Genomic DNA, 21,780 nt, shown 5'->3' with positions numbered 1-21,780 from the left:
ATGAAAAACACCACCCCATCCCAGCCGCGCCGCCAGTTGTTCAAGCGCTGCGTGCTCGCGCTGCTCGTCGGCGCCGCCTGCGCCGGCACCCAGGGCGCGCCCAAAAGCCCTCAGGTGGTCAACGGCGCGGCCACCTTCACCCAGAACGGCAACGTGTACACGATCACCAACACGCCGAACACGATCATCAACTGGGATTCGTTCTCGATTGAGGCCGGCGAGATCACCCGCTTCGTGCAGGAGAGCGCCAGCAGCGCCGTGCTCAACCGGATCCTGGGGCAGGACCCGACCCGCATCCTCGGCGCGCTGCAGTCGAACGGGCGGGTGTTCCTGATCAACCCGAACGGCATCATGTTCGGCGCCGGCGCGCGCGTCGACGTCGGCGGCCTGGCCGCCTCGACGCTCAACATGAGCAACGCCGACTTCTTGTCGGGCAAGCATAAATTCCAGGCCGGCCCGGCCGCCGGCGCGCTCGTCAACGACGGGCGCATCAACGCCGCCGCCGGCGGGCGCGTGTTCCTGATCGCGCCCAACGTCGAGAACAACGGCGTGGTCACAGCGCCCAACGGCGAGGTCGTGCTGGCCGCCGGCCACACCGTGCAACTGGTCGACGCGGGCGACCCGAGCCTGCACGTGGTGGTGTCGGCGCCGTCGAGCGGCGCCATCAACCTGGGCCGGATCATCGCCCACGGCGGCCAGGTCGGCATCTATGGCGCGCTGGTCAACCAGCGCGGCGTGGTCAACGCCGATAGCGCGCAGATGGGCGCGAACGGCAAGATCGTGCTGCGCGCCTCGGGCGACACCGTGCTCGGCGCGGGCAGCGTGACGAGCGCCATCGGCGACGGCAGCGGCGGCGCGATCGAGGTGCTGGGCCGGCGCGTGGGCCTGATGGGCGACGCGCTGGTCGACGCCAGCGGCGCCACCGGCGGCGGCAAGGTGCTCGTCGGCGGCGACTACCAGGGCGCCAACGCGCGCGTGATGAACGCGCAAAACACCTATTTCGGCAAGGACGCCGTGATCCGCGCCGACGCGCTCGGCTCGGGCAAGGGCGGCACCGTGGTGCTGTGGGGCGACGCCACCACGCGCGCCTACGGGCGCATCTCGGCGCGCGGCGTCGACGGCGGCGGCCTGGTCGAGACCTCGGGCCACCACCTCGACGTCACCGGCGTGTACGTCGACGCCGGCTCGCTCACGGGCGGCATCGGCAAATGGCTGCTCGACCCGTACGACATCGAGATCAACACCCGCGGCACCGCGCAGCTGTCGGACGCCGACGCGTTCGCGGCCGGCGCCTCGCAGGGCGTGACCTACATCCATCCCGATCTGCTTAACAACGCGCAAAGCTCGGTGGTGCTGCAGGCGATGAACGACATCACCTTCAGCAGCCCGGTCAACATGCTCGGCGCCGGCGTGAGCCTGACCGCGCACGCGGGCAACATCATCAATGTGACCGCCCCGCTAAACATCGGCGGCGGCGGCGCACTGACGCTGTCGGCCAACAGCGCGCTGACGACCTCCCAGAGCGGCAGGGGGTATGTGTACCTGCAGGCGGACGTCAACACCAACGGCAGCAAATTGTTCCTGACGGGCGGCGACGTTTTCATCGGCAACAACGTCCTCGTGCAAACCGGCGCCGGCGGCGCCGACCTGAGCGTCAACCGCGGCGAGGGGAGCATCAATTTCGGGCTCGGTTCGGCGCTGACGGGCAGCGGCCAATTCTCGCTCAGAGCCGACAACATCACCCTCGACGGCGTGCTCGACGCGGGCGCCGCCGCCGGCGCCGGCACGGTCGCGATCGCGCCATACTCGGCGCTGCGCAACACCGTGATCGGCAATGAGGGCGGCGCCAGCCAGCTCACGCTCACGCCCGCGCATTTGCGCAACATCCACGCGTCCAAGCTGGCCATCAGCGGCGGCTCTGCGGGCAACTTCCGGCTCGACGCCGCGTTCTCTCCCGACCCGGGCATGCTCGGCTCGCTCGAACTGAGCAGTCAGGGTTCGCTCGACTTGTACGCGGGGATCGACCTGCGCCCCGCAGGCACCGGGCGCAGCCTGTTGAGCCTGAAGACCCTTGGCGGCGCCGGCATGACGCTCCACGCGGGCGCCGAGCTGTTCGCCGACGGCATCCTGATGCGCGCCGACAACATCGCGATCGCGGGCAAGGCCAGCGCCGGCCTGATCGCGCTGAGCCCGACCACCGACTTCACCGCGGTCGAGCTCGGCGCGGCCGCGGCCGACCGCGCCGGCGTGCTCGCCTTCGACCAGGGCGAACTGGACCGGCTGGCGACGGGGCAGCTGCACATCGGCGTCGAGGCCGGCCGCCACGCGCCGATCACGGTAACCGGGGGCATCAACGCGGCATTGCTGGGATCGTCGACGGACGCGCTCGCGCTCAAATCGGGCAACGGCGACATCAATATCAACGCCGCGTTGACGAGCCCGGGCCTGATCGCGCTAGAGGCGCCCGGCGGCTACATCTACCAGGGCGCGAGCCTGGACGGCCCCGGCATGCTGGGGGGCACGTCCCTGACCGCGACCGGCGTGTCGGTCGACCTGGGCGGGCCCAACATGGTGGGCGTGGTCGCCGGACGCGCCGACTACGGCGACTTCCGTTTCAACTCGAACAACCAGGTCTCCGTGCAAAGCCGCAACGGCATCGCGGGCATCAGCGCCGCCGGCACCATCAGGCTTGGTTCGAGCGCCGGCATCGGCCAGAACAACGACGCGCCGCTCAAGGCCTACGGCGTGGTGGCCAATGCGCCGGGCGACGTGTACCTGACCTCGTCGGGCAACCTGGTGCGCATGCTGGCCGGCAGCGGGAGCTCGTTCGCGTTCAGGAACGGGCAGTCGCTCGACTTGGGCGCGGACGCGCACGGCATATCGCTGGTCAAGCCGTCGCTCGGTTCCTTCCTGTCGGTCGAGACGCTCGGCCAGATCACGGTCAAGGGCAATCTCGACGCCGGCATCGGCAACCTGAGCCTGGGCGCCGATTCGATCCGGATCGGCGCCCTGGCGCAGACCGAGCAGACCACGACCACGGCCACGGCCACGGCCACGACCAGCGCGCCCGTGGCGCTCACGGGCGGCCATGTCGCCCTGCACGCCACCGCGCCCGGGACCGGCAGTTTCTCTGTGCTCGCGGGTAACTCCGTCAATGCCGCCTATGCGCTCAACGTGAGCGCCGACCAGGTCCACCTCGACACCGGCGCCCAGCTCAACTCGCCAACGGGCACGGTCCAGTTCCAACCGGTCTCGCCGGGGCGCGTGATCGAGATCGGCGCCGGCGCGCTCGACAGCGGGACCACGCTTGGCTTGAGCGAAGCCGAACTGCGGATGGTCAACGCGCAGGCGCTCAACGTGTTCGGCATCTCCGAGCCGATGAGCAACGTGATCAATATCGTCGGCGGGCTCGACCTGAGCGCGTCGGCCAACCTGGCGTACGCCACCTTGCTCGGCTCGGACCTCAATGTCAACGGCGCGCTCAAGCTGCCCGGGCAGTTGACGCTCACGGCCCAAACCGGCTCGCTCGCGCTCAACAACGTGGTGCAGGCCCAGCGCGTCGCGTTGACCGGACACAAGGGCATCAACGGCGCTGGCCTCGCGCGCGGCCTCGACTCCGTGTTCCTTCTCTCGCAAGGCAATATCGGCTCCGCGCTGGCCCCGATCGAGATCGAGACCAAGATGCTCGACGTCGAAAACCACGCGCCCGGCGGCAAGCTCCCCATCAACATCCGCAGCAACCTGGCCGCGCCGGGCGCGCTGGTGGTGGGCAGCCTCTTGCAAAGCGGCGCCGCCAACGCGGGCGCCATCACGCTGAGCAACTCCGGCTCCATGCTGGTGCAGGGCAACGTCCAGACCAACGGCGGCGCCGTCAACCTCGCCTCCGACGCCGGGCTCGACGTGTCCGGCCAGATCGGCTCGAACGGCGGCGACATCAACCTGTCGGGCGGGACCGGCACGCTGTCGCTGACCGGCAGCTCGACGCTGCAGGCGGGCGCCGGCAATCTCACGCTGGCCGCGGCCACCGCGATCAGCCAGGTCCAGTCGTCTATGCTCGCCGGCAACAATCTGAGCCTCAACACCCAGGGCGCCGCCTTGCTGTCGGGCGCGGGCAACCTCGTCAATTCGTTGGCCGGCAGCGCCCAGACGCTTGGCTTCAACAACAACCAGGCGCTCACGCTGGGCTACTTCTCGAAGGGCCTGAGCCTGGCCGCGCCGACGGCGCAGTCGAGCATCGACATCAGCACCCCCGGCCTGCTCACGGTGGTCAACGCGCTCGACGCGGGCGCCGGCTATGTCAACCTGCACGCCGGCTCGATCGCGCTCGGCGGCGCCACGGCCGCAACCGTCAGCGGCGCGGGCGTGAACCTGTATGCGAGCACGCCCTCGACCGGCAGCGTCAAGGTGCAGGCCGGCAGCGCCGTCAACGTCGGCAGCATCATGCAGGTGGTCGCCGACCAAGTCGAACTGGCCCCCGGCGCGATGCTCAACGCGCCGACCGGCAATGTGATTTTCTCGCCGCACACCTCGGCGCGCAGCATCTCGGTCGGCGCCGGCGCGGCCGATTCGACCCTGACGCTGGGCCTGAGCGAGGCCGAACTGCAGGGCATCAACGCGCAGCTGATCACGGTGTTCGACAACACCGAGCTCAAAGGCAGCGTCCTGGACGTGGTCGGCGCGCTCGACCTGAGCGCCAAGGCCGGCCTGAGCCAGCTCTACCTTGGCGCCTCCGACATCAACGTCAACGGCGCCGTCAAGGCGCCCGGCGTGCTCGTGCTCGGCGCCGAAACCGGCAAGATCACCGTCAACGCGCCGCTGCAGGGGCAGGCCGTGTCGCTTTCGGGCCCGGCTGGCATCTTCGGCAACGCCAGCGGCGTCGTGCGCGGCGAATCGGTGGCGCTCAGTTCGCACTACGGCATCGGCACCGCGCTGGCGCCGATCGAGACGCAGGCGCAGTACCTGTTCGCCGAAAACACGGCCGCCAATGGCACCGCGCCGATCAACATCCGCAACAACTTCGCCACGCCGGGCCCGCTGACGGTGAACGACGTCCAGCAGCTCGACGCCAGCAACAGCGGCGCGATCACGATCAACAACTACGGCGCGATGAACGTGGCCGGCACCGTCAAGGCCAACGCCGGCGCCGTCACGCTCGCCACGCACAGCCCGCTGACCGTCACCTCCACCGGCGTGGTCGAGACCAGCAGCGGCGCCATCAGCCTGAGCGCCGGCAACGGCGGCAATCTGACAATCGTGCAGGGCGGGCGCGTGACCTCGGGCACGGGCAACATCAGCCTGACGGCCGGCGGCCAGCTGTCGGAGGCCGCCGGTTCGGTCACCACCGGCGGCCTGATCTCGCGCTCGGCGGCCCCGCTGATCACCGATTGCATCGCCAATCCGGCGCTGTTCGGTTGCGCCGTTGTCATCTCGGCCGCGACCGACGCCTGCATCGCAAACCCGGCCGGCCCCAACTGCGCCACCTTGCTGCCGTCGATGGCCACCTGCATCGCCGCGCCGTCGACCTATGGCTGCTCGGCCGTGCTGCCGACGCTGGACGCCTGCACCAGCAATCCGGCGCTGGCCGGTTGCAGCGTGGTATTGCCATCGTTGGCCGTTTGCATGGACGCGCCGACCACCGCCGGCTGCGGCGTGGTGTTGCCGTCGCTGGCGACCTGCACCGCGGCGCCGGCGACCGCTGGCTGCGGCGTGGTGTTGCCGTCGCTGAGCGCCTGTATCGCCAGCCCGACCCTGGCCGGTTGCAGCGCGGTGTTGCCGCCGCTGACGACCTGCATCGCGTCGCCATCGACCGCCGGTTGCAGCGTGGTGCTGCCGTCGCTGACAACCTGCATCGTGTCGCCATCGACCGCCGGTTGCAGCGCGGTGTTGCCGCCGCTGACGACCTGCATAGCGTCGCCATCGACCGCCGGTTGCAGCGTGGTATTGCCGAGCCTGGCAATCTGCATCGCGTCGCCGACGACCGCCGGTTGCGGCGTGGTGCTGCCGTCGCTGACGACCTGCATCGTGTCGCCAGCGACCGCCGGTTGCAGCGTGGTGTTGCCGAGTCTGGCAACCTGCATGTCCACTCCCACCCTGTCCGGTTGCAGCGTCGTGCTGCCGGCGCTCGCCCACTGCGTCTCCGCTCCGGCGACGCAGGGTTGCGCGGTGGTGCTGCCATCGGTGCAGACATGCATCGCCAATCCAGCGGCCGCCGGTTGCAGCGTGGTCTTGCCGACCCTGGCCCAATGCACCGCCAATCCCACCCTGGCCGGTTGCTCGGTGGTATTGCCAACCCTGTCGCAGTGTGTGGCCAGCCCGCAAATGGCCGGCTGCTCGGCGGTCTTGCCAACGTTGGCCCAGTGCGTGGCCAACCCGGCCATTGCCGGTTGCGTTTCGGTGCTGCCCACCCTGAGCCAGTGCACCGCGACGCCGACCCTTGCCGGTTGCGCCGTCGTGCTGCCGACGCTGGCCCAGTGCGTTGCCAGTCCGACCCTGCAGGGTTGCACGGCGGTGTTGCCGCCGGTGAGCGCCTGCGTGGCCAACCCGACCACGCCGGGCTGCCAGATCGTGGTGCCGCCGACCCCGCAATCGGGCCAGCTGCCCCTGCAGCCGGTCGTCAACAACACGAACCAGATCGTCAACACAACGACACAAGGCGTGGGCACGGGCGGCCTGCCGCCGCCGCCGCCGCCGCCGAGCGAACCGGGCGACAAGGTGGACGATACGAAGGACCAGAAGGCTGATGCGGGAACCAAACCACTTGGAGAGGTAAAAGATGTTCGCAAGAAAACATATTGCAACTAAGGGCTTGCTGTTGCTCATCCTTTGGTGTGCGAGCGCGCTGGCGTTCGCCGCCCAGGTGGCCGGCACGGTGGTCAACCTGAGCGGGCCGTTGCTGGCCAAGAAGGCCAGCGGTGTGGTCAAGGTGCTCGCGCTGCGCTCGGAGGTGGAGGAGGGCGACACCCTGGTGTCCGAAAGGAACACCTATGCCCGCATCAAGTTCATCGACGACAGCGAGATCACGATCAAGCCGGGCACCACCTTCAAGGTCGAGAGCTTCGCCTTCGACGCCGGCGCGCCGGCCAAGGACAGCGCCACCTTCAGCCTGCTCAAAGGCGGGCTGCGCTCGATCACCGGCCTGCTGGGCCGGCGCAACAAGGAGAAGTTCCTGCTGCGCACCCCGGTGGCGACGATCGGCATCCGCGGCACCACCTTCAATGTCGAGTATGTCGAGGAGACCGAGGCGGCGCTGGCGGCCAGGAACGCGCATCTGTTCGCGAGCACGGCGGGCATCGGCGGCGCGCCCGCCGGCGTGGTGCCGCTGCAATTGGCGCAGCTTAACCCGCCCAAGCCGACGGCGCCGAACCCCGGCGGCCTCAAGCCCGGCCTGCACCTGTTCGTCATCGACGGCTCGATCATCGTCAGCAATGCCGGCGGCAGCCAATTGTTCAGCAGCGGCCAGTTCGGTTTCGTCCCGCGTTTCGGGCAGCCGCCGATCATCGTGCCGAACAATCCGAACCTCCAATTCAGCCCGCCGCCGGCGTTCAATATGTCAAATAACCCCAACGCCGGCAACAACAACCAACCCAAGCCCGACACGGTCGACTGCGAAGTGCGCTGAACGGCCTTGCCGCCGAACCAAAAAAAACCCTGTGGGCCTCGCGGCGCACAGGGTTTTTTGCTTGGGCGCCCGAGGGCGCCCGCCTTGACTTAAAGCACTTCGCTGGCGTGGTCGGCCAGGCGCGAACGCTCGCCGCGGGCCAATGTGACGTGGCCGCTGTGCGACCAGCCCTTGAAGCGGTCGACCACGTAGGTCAGGCCGCTCGAGCCCTCGGTCAGGTAGGGCGTGTCGATCTGCGCGATGTTGCCCAGGCATAGGATCTTGGTGCCGGGACCGGCGCGCGTGATGAGCGTCTTGAGCTGCTTGGGCGTGAGGTTCTGGGCCTCGTCGATGATCAGGAACTTGTTGACGAAAGTGCGCCCGCGCATGAAGTTGAGCGACTTGATCTTGATGCGCGAACGGATCAGGTCCTGGGTGGCCGCGCGGCCCCACTCGCCGCCGTCGGAGTCGGACTTGTTGAGCACCTCGAGGTTGTCGTCGAAGGCGCCCATCCATGGCGACATCTTCTCCTCCTCGGTGCCCGGCAGGAAGCCGATGTCCTCGCCCACCGGCACCGTCACGCGGGTGACGATGATCTCGTTGTAGAGCTTGGTCTCGAGCACCTGGGCCAGGCCCGCCGCGAGCGCGAGCAGGGTCTTGCCGGTGCCGGCCTGGCCGAGCAGGGTGACGAAGTCGCATTCGGGGTTCATGAGCAGGTTGAGCGCGAAGTTCTGCTCGCGGTTGCGCGCCGTCACGCCCCAGACATTGTTCTTGCTGTGGCTGAAGTCGCGCAGCGTCTGCAGCACGGCGGTCTTGCCCGTGATCGACTTGACCTGGCCGTAGAACGGCGCCTCGCCGTTTTTGGGCTCGAGGTAGATGAACTGGTTCACCAGCAGCGTCGGCACGGTCGGGCCGGTGACGCGGTAGAAGGTGGCCGAGCTGCCGTTTTTGTTCTCCTGCCACGACTCCATGTCCTTGCCGTGCTTGTTCCAGAAGTCGTCGGGCAGCTGCACGATGCCCGAATAGAGCAGGTCGGTGTCCTCGAGCACATGGTCGTTGAAGTAATCCTCGGCCGGCAGGCCCAGCGCGCGCGCCTTGATGCGCATGTTGATGTCCTTCGACACCAGCACGATGGCGCGCCCCGGCTGCTCGGCGCCGAGGTTGCGCACCACGCCGAGGATCTGGTTGTCGGCCTTGCCCACCGGCAGGCCTTCGGGCAGGGTCGGGCCGTTCTGCAGGCGCGTCTGGAAGAACAGGCGGCCCTTGGCGTCCTTGTTGCCCAGCTTGGACAGCGGGATGCCGGCCTCGATGGCGCCGTCGTCGATGGCGCCGACCAGCGCGTCGAGCGTGCGCGAGACCTGGCGCGCGTTGCGCGCGACCTCGGACATGCCCTTTTTATGGTCGTCGAGCTCCTCGAGCGTCATCATCGGCAGGTAGACGTCGTGCTCCTCGAAGCGGAACAGCGACGACGGGTCGTGCATGAGCACGTTGGTGTCGAGCACGAACATCTTCGTGATGCCGGCCTGGTCCGCATGGCGGCTGGTGGACGACTTGACGCCGGCCTCGACCGGCTTGTGCCTGGGCGGGTGCGGCGCGTCGAGGTCGGCCTCGGGCTTCTCTTTGCCGCGCCCGGCGGGCTTGGCGTGCGCGGCCGGCGCGGCTGCGGGCGTGGCGACCACCTCGAGCACGGCGGGCGCCTTGGCCTTGGCGGCCGGCTTGGCGGCCTTGGGCGCGGCGGCCGGCTTGGCGACGGTCAGCTCCTCGACGGGCGCCAGTTGTGTGATCGGCGCGACCGGCGCGAGCGGAGCCGGCGCGGCCTTGGCGACGGCGTGCACGCCGGGCTTGTTGGCCCGTTCGGCTTTTGGATAATCTTTGGCCAGCAGCAGCGCGGCCGGCTTGGTTGGAATTTTTGGCAGTGGCATCTGGGTCTCAGTCTGAAAAATGTCGAGGGGAGGGCGCGTCGCCCGGGGCGTGCCGGGGCGGCGGGGTCGATGCTGAATGTGCGAACTGCAAATTGTCGCGCGGGCTCGCGGACGGGAGGCCGGGCCGGCGGGCGGCCCGAAACGGATCGTGCAAGACGAGAACGGATGGACTCAAAATGTGATGAATGCAATCAAGTTTTAAAGCAGGTTGATCAATTGGCGCCTGGCTTTACGGCAGGCTCTGCACAAACTCGAGCACTTCCTCGGCGTGTTGTGGAACTTTCACGCCCCGCCATTCTTTCACCAATTTGCCCCCAGCGTCAATTACAAACGTACTGCGCTCGACCCCGCGCACTTGTTTGCCATACATATTTTTGAGCTTCATGACATTGAACCGCAGGCAGACGGCCTCGTCGGGGTCGGAGATCAGTTCGAACGGCAGCCCGAGCTTGCCCTTGAAACTGTCGTGCGAGCGCATCGAGTCGCGGCTGACGCCATAGATTTCGGTGCCGGCGGCGAGGAACCGCGGATGCAGTTCGCGGAAGGCGATGCTTTCGGTGGTGCAGCCGGGCGTGTTGTCCTTGGGGTAGAAATACAGCACGGTGTACTTGGCGGGGCGGCCGCCGAGCGCAAAGTCGTGCCCGCCCGTCATGGGGGCGGAAAAATCGCTTACGGTTGCTGGGGATTGGCTGTCAGCCACAGGTTCTCTCCTGAAAGGGCGGCGCCGGGGTGATGTGTCCGTCAGTGGCACCGATTTGCGGACTTCTCGCCATATGGGGGCGAGTTATTGCCATTCAAGTTAATTTTGCGGGCGGCGGGGCTAGCGCGCCGCGGCCGGATCGATGATCAGCGCCAGCGTGACCTTGCGGCCCTCGCCCATCAGGATGTTGTAGGTGCGGCAGGCGGCCTTGTTGTCCATGCATTCGACGCCGATGCGGCGCGCGGCCAGGCCGGCGACCAGGCGCGGGTGGGCGAAGCGCTGGCGCTCGCCGGTGCCGAGGATGACGACGTCGGGCAGCTCGGCCTCGATGGCGGCGAAATGTTCGGCCGTAAGGTCCTCGAAGCGCGCCACGTCCCAGGCGCGCGGGGGGTGCTCGGGCATCAGGGTGAGGCTGTAGGCGAAGCGCACGGCGTTGATCTCGACGCCGCTGGCGTCGTAGCCGGTGACGGTCTGGTATTGCGAGTTGGTGCTTGGGTGGAGCTTCATGGGTCTGGGATGGTGTTCGGTGTGGGCGTTAGCATGCCACAAACGCCAGAAAAGCGCGAGTTTGCGCGCCCACCGCGCGCGATTCCCGCGCAAGCGCAAACCCGCGCGTTTGCCCATGCGGAGTTTGCACACATGCGCCGCAGATGGATCTGACCGTTCAGGTCGCCGGTCAAAAGGGAAAATTGACGCGTATGGACGGGCTCAGAATGGGTTCCCGCCTGCGCGGGAATGACGGGGATTTTTTTTGGTTTCCGTGGGGAATGACGGGGTTTTTTCTTGGCGCGGATCGCCGTGATTCAGATTTTGCGTGCATCTGGTCATAACTGAATCGTATCGACGCCAAACGCGGCCTAATTTAAGCTATCGGCCCCTGTTAACGCTTTTTGGCGGTTGATTAAATCGCCCCCATTGGGCAGAATGGTATTTTTCGCACTGCAACATAAACGCGCCACCGTACAGGAAGAATAATTTTGCGACCGATCCTCAAATCGACCAAGTTGGATGAAGTGTGTTACGAGATCCGCGGCCCGGCGCTCCTGAAGGCGCGCCAGATGGAGGAGGACGGGCACAAGATCATCAAGCTCAACATCGGCAACCTGGCCGTGTTCGGCTTCGACCCGCCCGACGAGATCGTCCACGACATGATCCTCAACATGCAGGGCGCGGCCGGCTACACCGATTCCAAGGGCATGTTCGCGCCGCGCAAGGCCGTCATGCACTACACCCAGTCCAAGAACATCGCCGGCGTCACGATCGACGACATCTACCTGGGCAACGGCGCCTCGGAACTGATCGTCATGAGCATGAACGGCTTGCTCAACACCGGCGACGAGGTGCTCGTGCCCGCGCCCGACTACCCGCTGTGGACCGCGGCCGTGAGCCTGTCGGGCGGCAACCCGGTCCACTACGTGTGCGACGAGCAGGCCGGCTGGTATCCCGACCTCGACGACATGCGCCGCAAGATCACGCCCAACACCAAGGCGATCGTGGTCATCAACCCCAACAATCCGACCGGCGCGCTGTACCCGCGCGAGGTGCTGCTCGAGATCATCGAACTGGCGCGCCAGCACCAGCTCATCATTTACGCCGACGAGATCTACGACAAGACCCTCTACGACGAGGCCGAGCACGTCTCGATGGCCTCGCTGGCCGACGACGTCCTGTTCGTCACCTTCAACGGCCTGTCCAAGAACTACCGCTCGTGCGGCTACCGCGCCGGCTGGATGGTGCTGTCGGGCGAGAAGCGCCACGCCAAGGGTTACATCGAGGGCCTCGACATGCTCGCCTCGATGCGCCTGTGCTCGAACGCGCCGGGCCAGTTCGCGATCCAGACCGCGCTCGGCGGCTACCAGAGTATCGCCGACCTGGTCGGCCCGGGCGGGCGCCTGCTGCGCCAGCGCGACCTGGCCCACAAGCTGCTCACCGACATCCCGGGCGTCACCTGCGTCAAGCCGAAGGCGGCGCTGTACATGTTCCCCAAGCTCGACCCGGTCATGTACCCGATCGCGGACGACCAGCAGTTTTGCTTCGACCTGCTGTCCGAGGAGAAGGTGCTGCTGGTGCAGGGCACCGGTTTCAACTGGATCGCGCCGGACCATTTCCGGCTCGTGTTCCTGCCCAATTCGGACGACCTGACCGACGCCTGCGGACGCATCGCGCGCTTCCTCGAGGGCTACCGGCGGCGCCACGGCCGCGGCTAGGCACCCGCCACCGCGGCCACCGCGCCACCGCGGCCACCACACAATCGGGCGCGCGCCCCCGGGGCGCCGCCCACACCGCAACAACAGAGCAGAAGAGAGCACGACATGAAACCCATCAAAGCAGGCTTGCTAGGCGTCGGCACCGTCGGTGCCGGAACGTTCAACGTGCTTAGGCGCAACCAGGAGGAGATCCGCCGGCGCGCCGGCCGCGGCATCGAGATCGTCATGGTCTCGGCCCGCAACGTGGCCGCCACGACCGAAAAAACCGGCGGCCAGTGCCAGGTCGTCAACGACCCGTTCGAGGTGGTCGACAATCCCGAGATCGACATCATCATCGAGCTCATCGGCGGCACCGGCATCGCGCGCGAACTGGTCATGCGCGCCATCGCCAACGGCAAGCACGTGGTCACTGCCAACAAGGCCCTGCTGGCCCTGCACGGCAACGAGATTTTCGCGGCGGCCCAGGAGAAGGGCGTGATGGTCGCGTTCGAGGCGGCCGTGGCCGGCGGCATCCCGATCATCAAGGCGCTGCGCGAGGGGCTCACCGCCAACCGCATCGAGTCGGTCGCCGGCATCATCAACGGCACCACCAATTTCATCCTGTCCGAGATGCGCGACAAGGGGCTTGACTTCGACACCGTGCTCAAACAGGCGCAGGCGCTCGGCTACGCAGAGTCCGATCCGACCTTCGACATCGAGGGCGTGGACGCGGCGCACAAGGTGACGATCATGTCGGCGATCGCCTTCGGCATCCCGGTCCAGTTCGACAAGGCGCACGTCGAGGGCATCAGCGCCCTGCAGGCGGTGGACATCCGTTACGCCGAACAACTGGGCTACCGCATCAAGCTGCTCGGCATCACCAAGCGCGCCATGGTCGACGGCGTCGAGGGCATCGAACTGCGCGTGCACCCGACCCTGATCCCGGCCAAGCGGCTGATCGCCAACGTCGAGGGCGCGATGAACGCGGTGCTGGTGCAGGCCGACGCGGTCGGCGCGAGCCTGTATTACGGCAGGGGCGCCGGCGCCGAGCCGACCGCCTCGTCGGTGATCGCCGACCTGGTCGACATCACGCGCCTGGCCACGGCCGACCCGGGCAACCGGGTGCCGCACCTGGCGTTCCAGCCGAACCAGATGACCGACGTCGCCATCCTGCCGATGTCCGAGATCACCACCAGCTACTACCTGCGCGTGTACGTGAAGGACCAGCTGGGCGTGATGGCCGACCTGACCCGCATCCTGGCCGACGGGCGCATCTCGATCGACGCGGTGCTCCAAAAGGAGCCGGGCGAGGGCGAGACCCGCACCGACATCATCATCCTGACGCACCAGACCCAGGAGAAGAACATCGACACGGCGATCGCCAAGGTCGAGGCGCTCGACACGGTGGTCGGCAAGGTCACCAAGATCCGGCTCGAGAACCTGAGTTAAGCAAGCCTGGCGCCCCGACGAGCCTGCCAATCCGGCAGGCTTTTGTCGTTTACGCCCCCCCCCCCCTTTTTTCTTGTTGACATTAAATTTGCCCCTGATAACATATCGACTGTCGATATAGCGAATCGCGGTATAGCGACACCTGACCCAGGGAGGACCGTTTGGAAATCAACTATGCGAAGTACCTGCCGTTGTCCGAGGCGACCTTTTATGTGATGGTCGCGCTCGACGTGCCGCTGCACGGCTACGCCATCATGCAAAAGGTCGAGGCGATCAGCGAGGGCAGCGTCGTGATCGGGCCGGGCACGCTGTACGGCGCCTTCACCACGCTGGAAAAACAGGGCCTGATCGACAAGGTCAGCGAAGAGGAGCGCCGCAAGACCTACGCGCTGACCGACAAGGGCAGGCGGGTGCTGGCCGAACACGTCCGGCGCCTCGCGATCATGGTCCACAACGGCCAATTGGCACTCTCAATCCTTAACAAGGGGGCGGTAATATGAGCGGCAACACAGTGACGATATTTAGGTTTTTCTGGCCGGACCAGGACCTGCAGCAGGAGCAATGGCTGCGCGAGATGGCGCGCCAGGGGCTGCATCTGCAAGGCTTCAATATCCTGTCGCGCTGGACCTTCCGCAAGGGCCCGGCGGCCGACGTGGCGTACCGGATCGACTTTCCCGGCGCGCCCGTCAAGGCCGACTACCGCCAACTGATGCAGGACGCGGGCTGGGAGCTCGCGCTCGGCTACAGCGGATGGGAGTATTGGCGCAAGGCCGTGGTGGACGGCAAGGCGCCCGAGATCTTCACCGACACCGCGTCGAAGACCAAACGCTTCGAGCGCGTGCTGGCCGCCTTGCTCATGAGCGCGCTGCCGATGATGGTGGCGATAGTGGTGGTGGACAAGGAAAAGATGCTGGCGCAGCTCTCGTGGCAGTTCCTCGCGCTCGCCGGCGCCGCCGCGGCGCTCTGGATTCCGCTGATCGGCTACTCGTGCGTCCGCCTGGCCAGACGCATCGGGCAGGCGGGCGCGGCCCAGTCCTGAGCATGCGCCTGGCGGCGCATCCGGGCAGCGCGCGCGGCCAGGCCGAAAAAAGCTCAGCGGCGCGCGCTGTCCACGCGCGAGTGGCGCAGCGGTTCCCCGCCGATCGCGTTGGGCACGAAGGCAACCACCTCGCCCGACGCCACCAGCGCGTGGCCGGTCGACATGGCCACCACGCTCACCGTCTGCCCCACCGCGAGCGAGGCGCCGCGCGCGCCGCGCGCGCCGATTTTGACGGCCGCGCTGGCGGTGTCGGAGGCGCTCGCGAGCAGCACCACGGTCGACCCGCCCACCGCCTCGACGCTGGTGACGACCGCCTCGCCCGAGGCGGCCACGGCCGACAGCGACCCGAACACGACCAAGGCGCCGCCGCCGGCCACCAGCGCCGACGCGGTCGACAGCTCGTCGCCGGGCGCGGCGGCGTTGGCGCCGCCAAGCGCGCATGCGAGCAACAAGGCGGTCAATGATTTCATGGTGCTTCCTTTGCAAAAGGTCGGACGGGTCAATGCCGCCAGGGTCGGGCATGGCGTCGTCGAACTTGGCGCCCCCTTGGCGGTGACCCATAGGAGCAGTTGCTTTGAGCTACCGTTCCATGGGTTCCCGCCTTCGCGCGAATGACGTGCTCGCGCATTCTTGTCCGGCCGCAGAACATTCTCAATCATTTGTGCCACGGTATCGCTTTTGGCCCCGATAAGTATTAGTATTCGCTACCAGATGACTCCTTGGAAATGTTTATGCCGCATGCGATTACACTCGTCGACACCTTGAAACGCCTGCTCAAGGCGCGCGGCATCACCTATGCCGAGCTGGCCGGACGCATCGGCATGTCGGAGGCGAGCGTCAAGCGCATGTTTTCACAGAAGAACTTCACCCTGCAGCGGCTGGACGACCTGCTCGACGCCAGCGGCATCGGCTTCGACGAGCTCAGCGCGGCGCAGGGCGCGCCGGCCGCCGTGGTCCACCTGACGCTGGCGCAGGAGCGCGAGATCATCGGCGACCCGCGGCTGCTGGTGGTGGCGGTGTCGGTCATGAACCACATCGGTTTCGACGAGATCGTGCGCGCCTACGCGATGGCGCCGGCCGAGGTGACGGCCTACCTGCTGCGGCTCGACCGCATCGGCTTTTTGGCGCTGCAGCCGAACAACCGGGTCAAGCTGCTGATCGCGCGCACCTTCAGCTGGATCGCGAACGGCCCGATCCAGCAGTATTTCAGGCACGAGGCGTCAGGCGACTACCTCGATTCGGCCTTCGACGGCGAGGGCGAGATGATGCGGCTGGTGAACGTGATGCTGTCGAAGCCGTCGAGCGCGGCGCTGCTCGAGCGGTTGCGCCAGGTGGCCGACGAGTTCGCGCAGCAGCACCAGCACGAGACGCGCTTGCCGCTCGAGCACAAGCACGCGGTCAGCTTCATCGTCGCGGCGCGGCCGTGGGTGCCGCGCGCGTTCAAGGCGCTGTTGCGCGAACAACCGGGCGGCAAGCGCTAGATTTGCCGGCCCGGCCCGAGTGCGGTATTTTATTTCAAACTGAACCACCACCCTGATAGCGAGTTCCCAGAATGAGTCAATCGAGCCAGTTCTCCCTGCTTGCGCAACGCCGTTTCGGGCCGTTTTTCTGGACCCAGTTCCTCGGCGCCTTCAACGACAACCTGTTCAAGACGGCGCTGCTGGTGATGCTCACCTTCGACGCCCTGAGCTGGACCACGATCGCCCCGGCGACCCTCAACGTGATGATCCCGGCGCTGTTCATCCTGCCGTACGTGGTGTTCTCGGCCACCGCCGGCCAGCTCGCCGACAAGTTCGACAAGGCGCGCATGGCGCGCGCGGTCAAGCTGATCGAGATCGCGATCATGCTGGTGGCGGGCATCGGCTGGATGAGCCATAACCTGTGGCTGCTGATCGGCGCGGTGGTCGGCATGGGCATGCATTCGACCCTGTTTGGGCCCGTCAAATACGCCTACCTGCCGCAAAACCTCAAGCCCGAGGAGCTCGTCGGCGGCAACGGCCTGATCGAGATGGGCACCTTCGTCGGCATCTTGCTCGGCCAGATCTCGGGCGCGCTGCTCGTCGCCGTCAAGCCGCAGGGCATCGCGCTGGTCGCGGCCGGCACCGTGCTCGTGGCCTTGGTCGGCCTGGCCGCGAGCTGGCGCATCCCGGCCTCGCCGGCGCCCGAGCCCGGCCTGAAAATCAGCGGCAACGTGTTCGCCGAGTCGATCCGCAACCTCGCGTTCTCGAGCAAGAACCGCACGGTGTTCCTGTCGATGATGGGCAACTCGTGGTTCTGGTTCTACGGCGCCATCATGCTGTCGCAGTTCCCGCTATACGCGAGCAGCTACCTGCACGGCGACTACGGCGTGTTCGTGCTGCTGCTGACCGTTTTCTCGCTCGGCATCGGCCTCGGCTCGCTGCTGTGCGAGCGCCTGTCGGGCCACAAGGTCGAGATCGGCCTGGTGCCGTTCGGCTCGATCGGCCTGACCGTGTTCGGGATCGACCTCTACTTCGCCAGCCTGGGCTACACCAACACGGCCGCCGTGACGGTGTCGACCCTGCTCGCGCAGGCCGGCGTGATCCGGATCCTGGCCGACATCGTCCTGATCGGCGTGTTCGGCGGCTTTTACATCGTGCCGCTGTTCGCGCTGATCCAGACGCGCTGCGAGCCGAGCCACATGTCGCGCACGATCGCCGGCATGAACATCCTCAACGCGCTGTTCATGATCGCCTCGGCCGGCGCGGTGATGGGCATGTTCGCGCTCGGCTTCACGATCCCGCAGATATTCCTCGCCACCGCGATCCTCAACGCGCTCGTGGCCGTGTACGTGTTCTCGCTGGTGCCCGAATTCCTGATGCGCTTCCTGGCCTGGATGCTGATCCACACGGTCCACCGCGTCAAGACCATCGACGTCGAGCGCATCCCCGAGGACGGCGCGGCCGTCCTCGTGTGCAACCACGTCAGCTATGTCGACGCGCTCGTGATCGGCGCGGCCAGCCCGCGCCCGATCCGCTTCGTGATGGACCACAGGATCTTCAAGACGCCGTTCCTGGGCTGGATCTTCCGCACCGCCAAGGCGATCCCGATCGCCCCGGCCAAGGAGGACCCGTGGCTCATGGAGAAGGCCTATGTCGACATCGCGCAGGCGCTGCACCAGGGCGACCTGGTGTGCATCTTCCCCGAGGGGAGGCTGACCACGACCGGCGAGATGAACGAATTCCGGGGCGGGATCAGCAAGATCATCGAACGCAGCAAGGTGCCGGTGATCCCGATGGCGCTGCGCGGCCTGTGGGGCAGCATGCTCACGCGCGACCCGGGCGCGCTGTTCGAGCGCTCGTTCACGCGCGGCCTGCGCTCGCGCCTGGCGCTGGCGGTGGGCCTGCCGGTGGCGCCGCAGGACGCGACCCCCGAGCACCTGCAGGCGCAGGTGCTGGCGCTGCGCGGCGACTGGAAGTAGGGCGCCGGCCGGTGGATCGAGGCGTCAGAGGCTGAGAGTTTTTCGGGCGTGCCCGAGCAGCCCGCCAGAAAGCGGCAGATCGAGGCGCAAAGCACAGCCATAGCGGGCTATGGCGAGCATTTGCAACGACGAACTGGCGCTTTCTGGCGTGCTGAGCGGGCATGATCGAAAGACTCTCAGCCTCTCAGAGCGCGCCGCGCAGCGCGGCGCCCTTGGGCAGGCGGGCGCTGGCGAGCTGGCGGATCTCGTCGAAATTGACCGGCTTGACGAGATGGTGGTCGAAGCCGGCCTCGATGGTGCGCTGGCGCGCGTCGCTCTGGCCCCAGCCGGTGAGCGCGATCATCAGCACCGCCTGCGAGCCGGGATGGCGCCGGATCCGGCGTGCCGCCTCGTAGCCGTGCATGCTGGGCATGCCCAGGTCCATCACGATCATGTCGGGCATCGACAGCTCGACCGCGCGCACGGCGGCGTGGCCGTCGTAGGCGGTGTCGACGTCGCAGTGCTCCATCTCGAACATGAACTGCAGCGAATCGGCGGCGTCGCGGTTGTCGTCGACCACCAGCACGCGCGGCCGGTACTCGGCCAGGTCGGCCAGCCCGGCCTCGCGCGGGCCCGGCGCCGCCACGCTCGACACCACCGGCAGCTTGACGATGAATTCGCTGCCCTTGCCGGGGCCGTCGCTGCGCGCGTGCACGCTGCCGCCGTGCATCTCGGCGAACTGGCGCGACAGGCTCAGACCGATGCCAAGGCCGCTGCGGATCTGCCCCGACAGCGGCCGGCTTTGCTCGAGCATGGTGAAGATGCGGCCCACGGCGGCGGCGTCGAGCCCGATGCCGCTGTCGCTGACGCTGATTTCGAGGCAGCCCGCGACCACCTGCGCGTGGACCCTGATGTGGCCATCCTCGGGCGTGAACTTGACCGCGTTGGTGACGATGTTGGCCACGATCTGGACCACCCGCGCGTAGTCGGCGAAGAGCCGGATGTCGTCGTGCGGCAGCGCCAGTTCGATGCGGATGCGCTTGGCCGCGGCGGCCGCGGCGCACAATTCGACGACGTGGTTGATGATGGCCGCGAACGTGACGTGGGTCGGCTGCAGCTCGATCTTGCCGCTGTTGATGCGGGCCACGTCGAGCAGGTCGCCGACCAGGCGCGTCAGGTGCGTGACCTGGCGCTCGATCACCTCGCTGACCTTGGTGATGGGCGGCTGCTGCGGATACAGGTGGGTGAGCACGCCCATCGAGGTGCGGATGGGCGCGAGCGGGTTGCGCAGCTCGTGCCCGAGGCTGGCGAGGAATTCGTCCTTGCGGCGGTCGGTCTCGCGCACCTGGTACTGCTTGGCGCGCGCGCGCAGCACCGACTGCAGCGAGGTGATCAGGGTGAGGGTGCGCACCGGGCGCTCGAGCAGGGTGACGTTGCCGAGCGCGGCGATGGCGCGCCGCACGCCGGGCGAATCGGGGCCGCGGTGGGTTAGCAGCATGACCGGCAGGTCGGACCAGCCGGGCTGGCGCTGCACATGGTCTCCGAGCGCCTTGATCCCGCCCGGCGACAGCGCCTCCTCGACGGTGAGCACGGCGCCGGCCCCGGCCAGCAACTGCTCGGACAGCTCGGACGCGTTCTTGACGACCATGTTGTCGACCTTGGACAAGGTCAGCATTTTGGACGCGAGCGCCGCGTCCTGGCCGGTGGGCGCGTAAATGAGAATGCGGTTTTCCATGGGCGGCCCGCCGTCAGCACGCGTCCTCGTCGTCGAGCAGGGCGCCGCAATGCTCGTCGTCGAAGGTGGGGACACCGGTCAGGATGCCGTGGAAATTGGTCAGCACGTCGCCCACGAAGATGCCCTTGGCGCTCATGCTGAACGAGCGGATCGTGCGTTCGTGGACGCCGAGGCGCTTCTTGAACACCGAGATCGCCTGGCGCACCTTGCCGCGCGCCTCGAAGTAGCGCAGCATGATGACGCTGTCGGCGATGTAGCTGGCGTCGACCGAGCTGCTCATGGCGCCGCCGATGATCCCGGTCTGCACGCCGACCAGAATGGTGACTACGCCGCGCTGGCCCAGATAGGTCAGCAGCTCGTGCATGTGGGTGGCCAGAAAGCGCTCGTCGGGCATCGCCTTGAGGTAGCCGTTGAGGCTGTCGATGACGATCACGCGCGCGCCGCCGGCCTCGGCCGCGGTGACGGCCTGCATGAATTCACCGGGCGCCATCTCGGCCGGGTCGATCTGGACGATGTCGAGCATGCCGCGGTCGATGGCCGACAGCAGGTCCATGCCCAGTCCGGCCGAGCGGCGCAGCAGGTTGTTGCTGGCCTCCTCGAACAGGAACATGGCCGCCTTCTGGCCGCGCTGGGTCGCCGCGTACACGTATTGGGCGCACAGCGAGGACTTGCCGGTGCCGGGCGGGCCCGAGATCAGGGTGCTGGTGCCCTCGTCGAGGCCGCCGCCGGTGAGCGCGTCGAGCGAGGCCGGGCCGCTCGAGAGCTGCGCGTTGCTGACGTAGGCGCGGGTGTGGGCGGCGATCAGGCGCGGGAAGACCACCAGCCCGCCGGTGACGATCTTGTAGTCGTGGGTGCCGCCGCGGAAGGCGATGCCGCGGTATTTGACGATGCGCACGCGGCGCCGCTCGGAGCCGTAATCCTGGTTGATCAGTTCGAGCGTGATGACGCCGTGCGCCACGCTGCGCACCTGCAGGTCGCCCGAGAGGGCGGTGCGGTCGTCGAGGAACAGGGTGGTGCAGCCCTTGCCGGCCAGGTACTGCTTGAGCGCGAGCACCTGGCGCCGGTAGCGCAGCGGGCTCTCGGCGAGCAGCTGCAGCTCCGACAGCGAGTCGAGCACGACGCGCGAGGGCTTGTATTTCTCGATCGCCTCGAGGATGCGCTGGGTGGTCAGGCCCATCTCAATCTCGGAGGGGTGGAAGATTGTGAACTGGTTGTCCGGGTGCAGGATGTTCTCGTTCGGGATGATGTCTTCCACATGGATGCCATCCATGTTCCAGCCGTGCGACTGGGCGACGGCGCGCAGTTCGACCTGGGATTCGGCGAGGGTGATATAGATGACCGATTCGCCGTTGCGGAGGCCCTCTTGCAGGAACTGCAGGGCGAGCGTGGTCTTGTCGGTGCCTGGCTCGCCTTCGATGAGGTAGAGCCGGTCGCTGGTGAGGCCGCCGGCGAGGATGGTGTCGAGCCCCTGTACGCCGGTCGACAGAAAGCGTTTGGTGTCCGTGTTTTGGTTTTGCATGGTGGGTTTCCCCGCGTTTTAGTCAGTACGAATTTGTTAAATGCAACAGATTATGGGAAATGGTACATCAACAGAAAAAGTGATGTAGTTCAGCTGGAAACGTGACTCTTTTGGCTAGGTTGGCGGGGCTGCGTGCCCGCTGGATCATTGATCCCGCGCAAGGGCGGCGGGGCAGGCTGGAGAAAGACGGGGACACGGTAAATTCCCGCTGCGAC

General features: G+C 67.1%; 15 protein-coding genes. 9 read left to right on the top strand and 6 right to left on the bottom strand.

Annotated features, from left to right (window positions below):
- Together C7C56_RS21830 and C7C56_RS21825 are read left to right on the top strand one after the other, a co-directional pair.
- On the top strand, positions 1 to 6,801 hold the full coding sequence (locus C7C56_RS21830) for a two-partner secretion domain-containing protein (protein WP_106759454.1): 6,801 nt from the start codon (positions 1 to 3) through the stop codon (positions 6,799 to 6,801).
- Positions 6,802 to 6,805: 4 nt separating this feature from the next.
- Entirely contained in the window at positions 6,806 to 7,618 is an 813-nt protein-coding gene (locus C7C56_RS21825; RefSeq protein WP_229458921.1) for a FecR family protein, read from the top strand.
- An 89-nt stretch (positions 7,619 to 7,707) separates the two neighbouring features.
- Here the strand turns inward: C7C56_RS21825 and C7C56_RS21820 are convergent, their stop codons facing one another.
- From C7C56_RS21820 to C7C56_RS21810, 3 genes are all read right to left on the bottom strand, one after another.
- Positions 7,708 to 9,519 (bottom strand): PhoH family protein, encoded by a 1,812-nt coding sequence (locus tag C7C56_RS21820; protein ID WP_106759452.1) that lies wholly within the window; start codon positions 9,517 to 9,519, stop codon positions 7,708 to 7,710.
- A 229-nt stretch (positions 9,520 to 9,748) separates the two neighbouring features.
- Positions 9,749 to 10,219 (bottom strand): peroxiredoxin, encoded by a 471-nt coding sequence (locus tag C7C56_RS21815; protein WP_106759451.1) that lies wholly within the window; start codon positions 10,217 to 10,219, stop codon positions 9,749 to 9,751.
- Positions 10,220 to 10,339: 120 nt separating this feature from the next.
- Positions 10,340 to 10,726 (bottom strand): Mth938-like domain-containing protein, encoded by a 387-nt coding sequence (locus tag C7C56_RS21810; RefSeq protein ID WP_106759458.1) that lies wholly within the window; start codon positions 10,724 to 10,726, stop codon positions 10,340 to 10,342.
- 143 nt (positions 10,727 to 10,869) lie between these two features.
- Between C7C56_RS21810 and C7C56_RS28385 the strand changes: the two genes are divergently transcribed.
- The 5 genes from C7C56_RS28385 (at position 10,870) to C7C56_RS21790 (ending at position 14,893) form a co-directional block, all read left to right on the top strand.
- Positions 10,870 to 11,049, top strand: a complete 180-nt coding sequence (locus C7C56_RS28385; protein WP_146204601.1) for a hypothetical protein — start codon at positions 10,870 to 10,872, stop codon at positions 11,047 to 11,049.
- Between the two features lie 147 nt (positions 11,050 to 11,196).
- Positions 11,197 to 12,426 (top strand): pyridoxal phosphate-dependent aminotransferase, encoded by a 1,230-nt coding sequence (locus C7C56_RS21805; protein WP_106759450.1) that lies wholly within the window; start codon positions 11,197 to 11,199, stop codon positions 12,424 to 12,426.
- 105 nt (positions 12,427 to 12,531) lie between these two features.
- Positions 12,532 to 13,854, top strand: coding sequence for a homoserine dehydrogenase (locus C7C56_RS21800; protein ID WP_106759449.1), 1,323 nt, complete (start codon positions 12,532 to 12,534; stop codon positions 13,852 to 13,854).
- Positions 13,855 to 14,015: 161 nt separating this feature from the next.
- Complete coding sequence (locus C7C56_RS21795) at positions 14,016 to 14,354, top strand: PadR family transcriptional regulator (protein WP_229458920.1); 339 nt, start codon at positions 14,016 to 14,018, stop codon at positions 14,352 to 14,354.
- Positions 14,351 to 14,893: a DUF2812 domain-containing protein gene (locus C7C56_RS21790; protein WP_106759448.1), complete on the top strand. Its 543-nt coding sequence runs from the start codon at positions 14,351 to 14,353 to the stop codon at positions 14,891 to 14,893. Before C7C56_RS21795 ends, C7C56_RS21790 begins: the two co-directional genes overlap by 4 nt.
- Before the next feature lie 53 nt (positions 14,894 to 14,946).
- Here C7C56_RS21790 and C7C56_RS21785 read toward each other — a convergent pair whose 3' ends face one another.
- Positions 14,947 to 15,363, bottom strand: coding sequence for a hypothetical protein (locus C7C56_RS21785; RefSeq protein WP_106759447.1), 417 nt, complete (start codon positions 15,361 to 15,363; stop codon positions 14,947 to 14,949).
- Positions 15,364 to 15,624: 261 nt separating this feature from the next.
- On the opposite strand from C7C56_RS21785, the gene C7C56_RS21780 reads away from it, so the two are divergent.
- Positions 15,625 to 16,374 carry a helix-turn-helix domain-containing protein gene (locus C7C56_RS21780; protein ID WP_106759446.1) on the top strand — a complete coding sequence of 250 codons (750 nt, stop codon included), beginning with the start codon at positions 15,625 to 15,627 and terminating at the stop codon, positions 16,372 to 16,374.
- A 71-nt stretch (positions 16,375 to 16,445) separates the two neighbouring features.
- Positions 16,446 to 18,332, top strand: a complete 1,887-nt coding sequence (locus tag C7C56_RS21775; RefSeq protein ID WP_106759445.1) for an MFS transporter — start codon at positions 16,446 to 16,448, stop codon at positions 18,330 to 18,332.
- Between the two features lie 184 nt (positions 18,333 to 18,516).
- Here the strand turns inward: C7C56_RS21775 and C7C56_RS21770 are convergent, their stop codons facing one another.
- Both C7C56_RS21770 and C7C56_RS21765 read right to left on the bottom strand, forming a co-directional pair.
- Positions 18,517 to 20,046, bottom strand: a complete 1,530-nt coding sequence (locus tag C7C56_RS21770) for a hybrid sensor histidine kinase/response regulator (RefSeq protein WP_106759444.1) — start codon at positions 20,044 to 20,046, stop codon at positions 18,517 to 18,519.
- Between the two features lie 13 nt (positions 20,047 to 20,059).
- Positions 20,060 to 21,565, bottom strand: a complete 1,506-nt coding sequence (locus C7C56_RS21765) for an ATPase domain-containing protein (RefSeq protein ID WP_106759443.1) — start codon at positions 21,563 to 21,565, stop codon at positions 20,060 to 20,062.
- Positions 21,566 to 21,780: the final 215 nt, after the last annotated feature.

Origin of the sequence: Massilia glaciei (genome assembly GCF_003011895.2) — a bacterium.
In the GTDB taxonomy this organism is placed as follows: domain Bacteria; phylum Pseudomonadota; class Gammaproteobacteria; order Burkholderiales; family Burkholderiaceae_D; genus Telluria_A; species Telluria_A glaciei.
The sequence above is the reverse complement of the archived record's forward strand: the minus strand, read 5'-3'. Positions and strand labels throughout refer to the sequence as shown.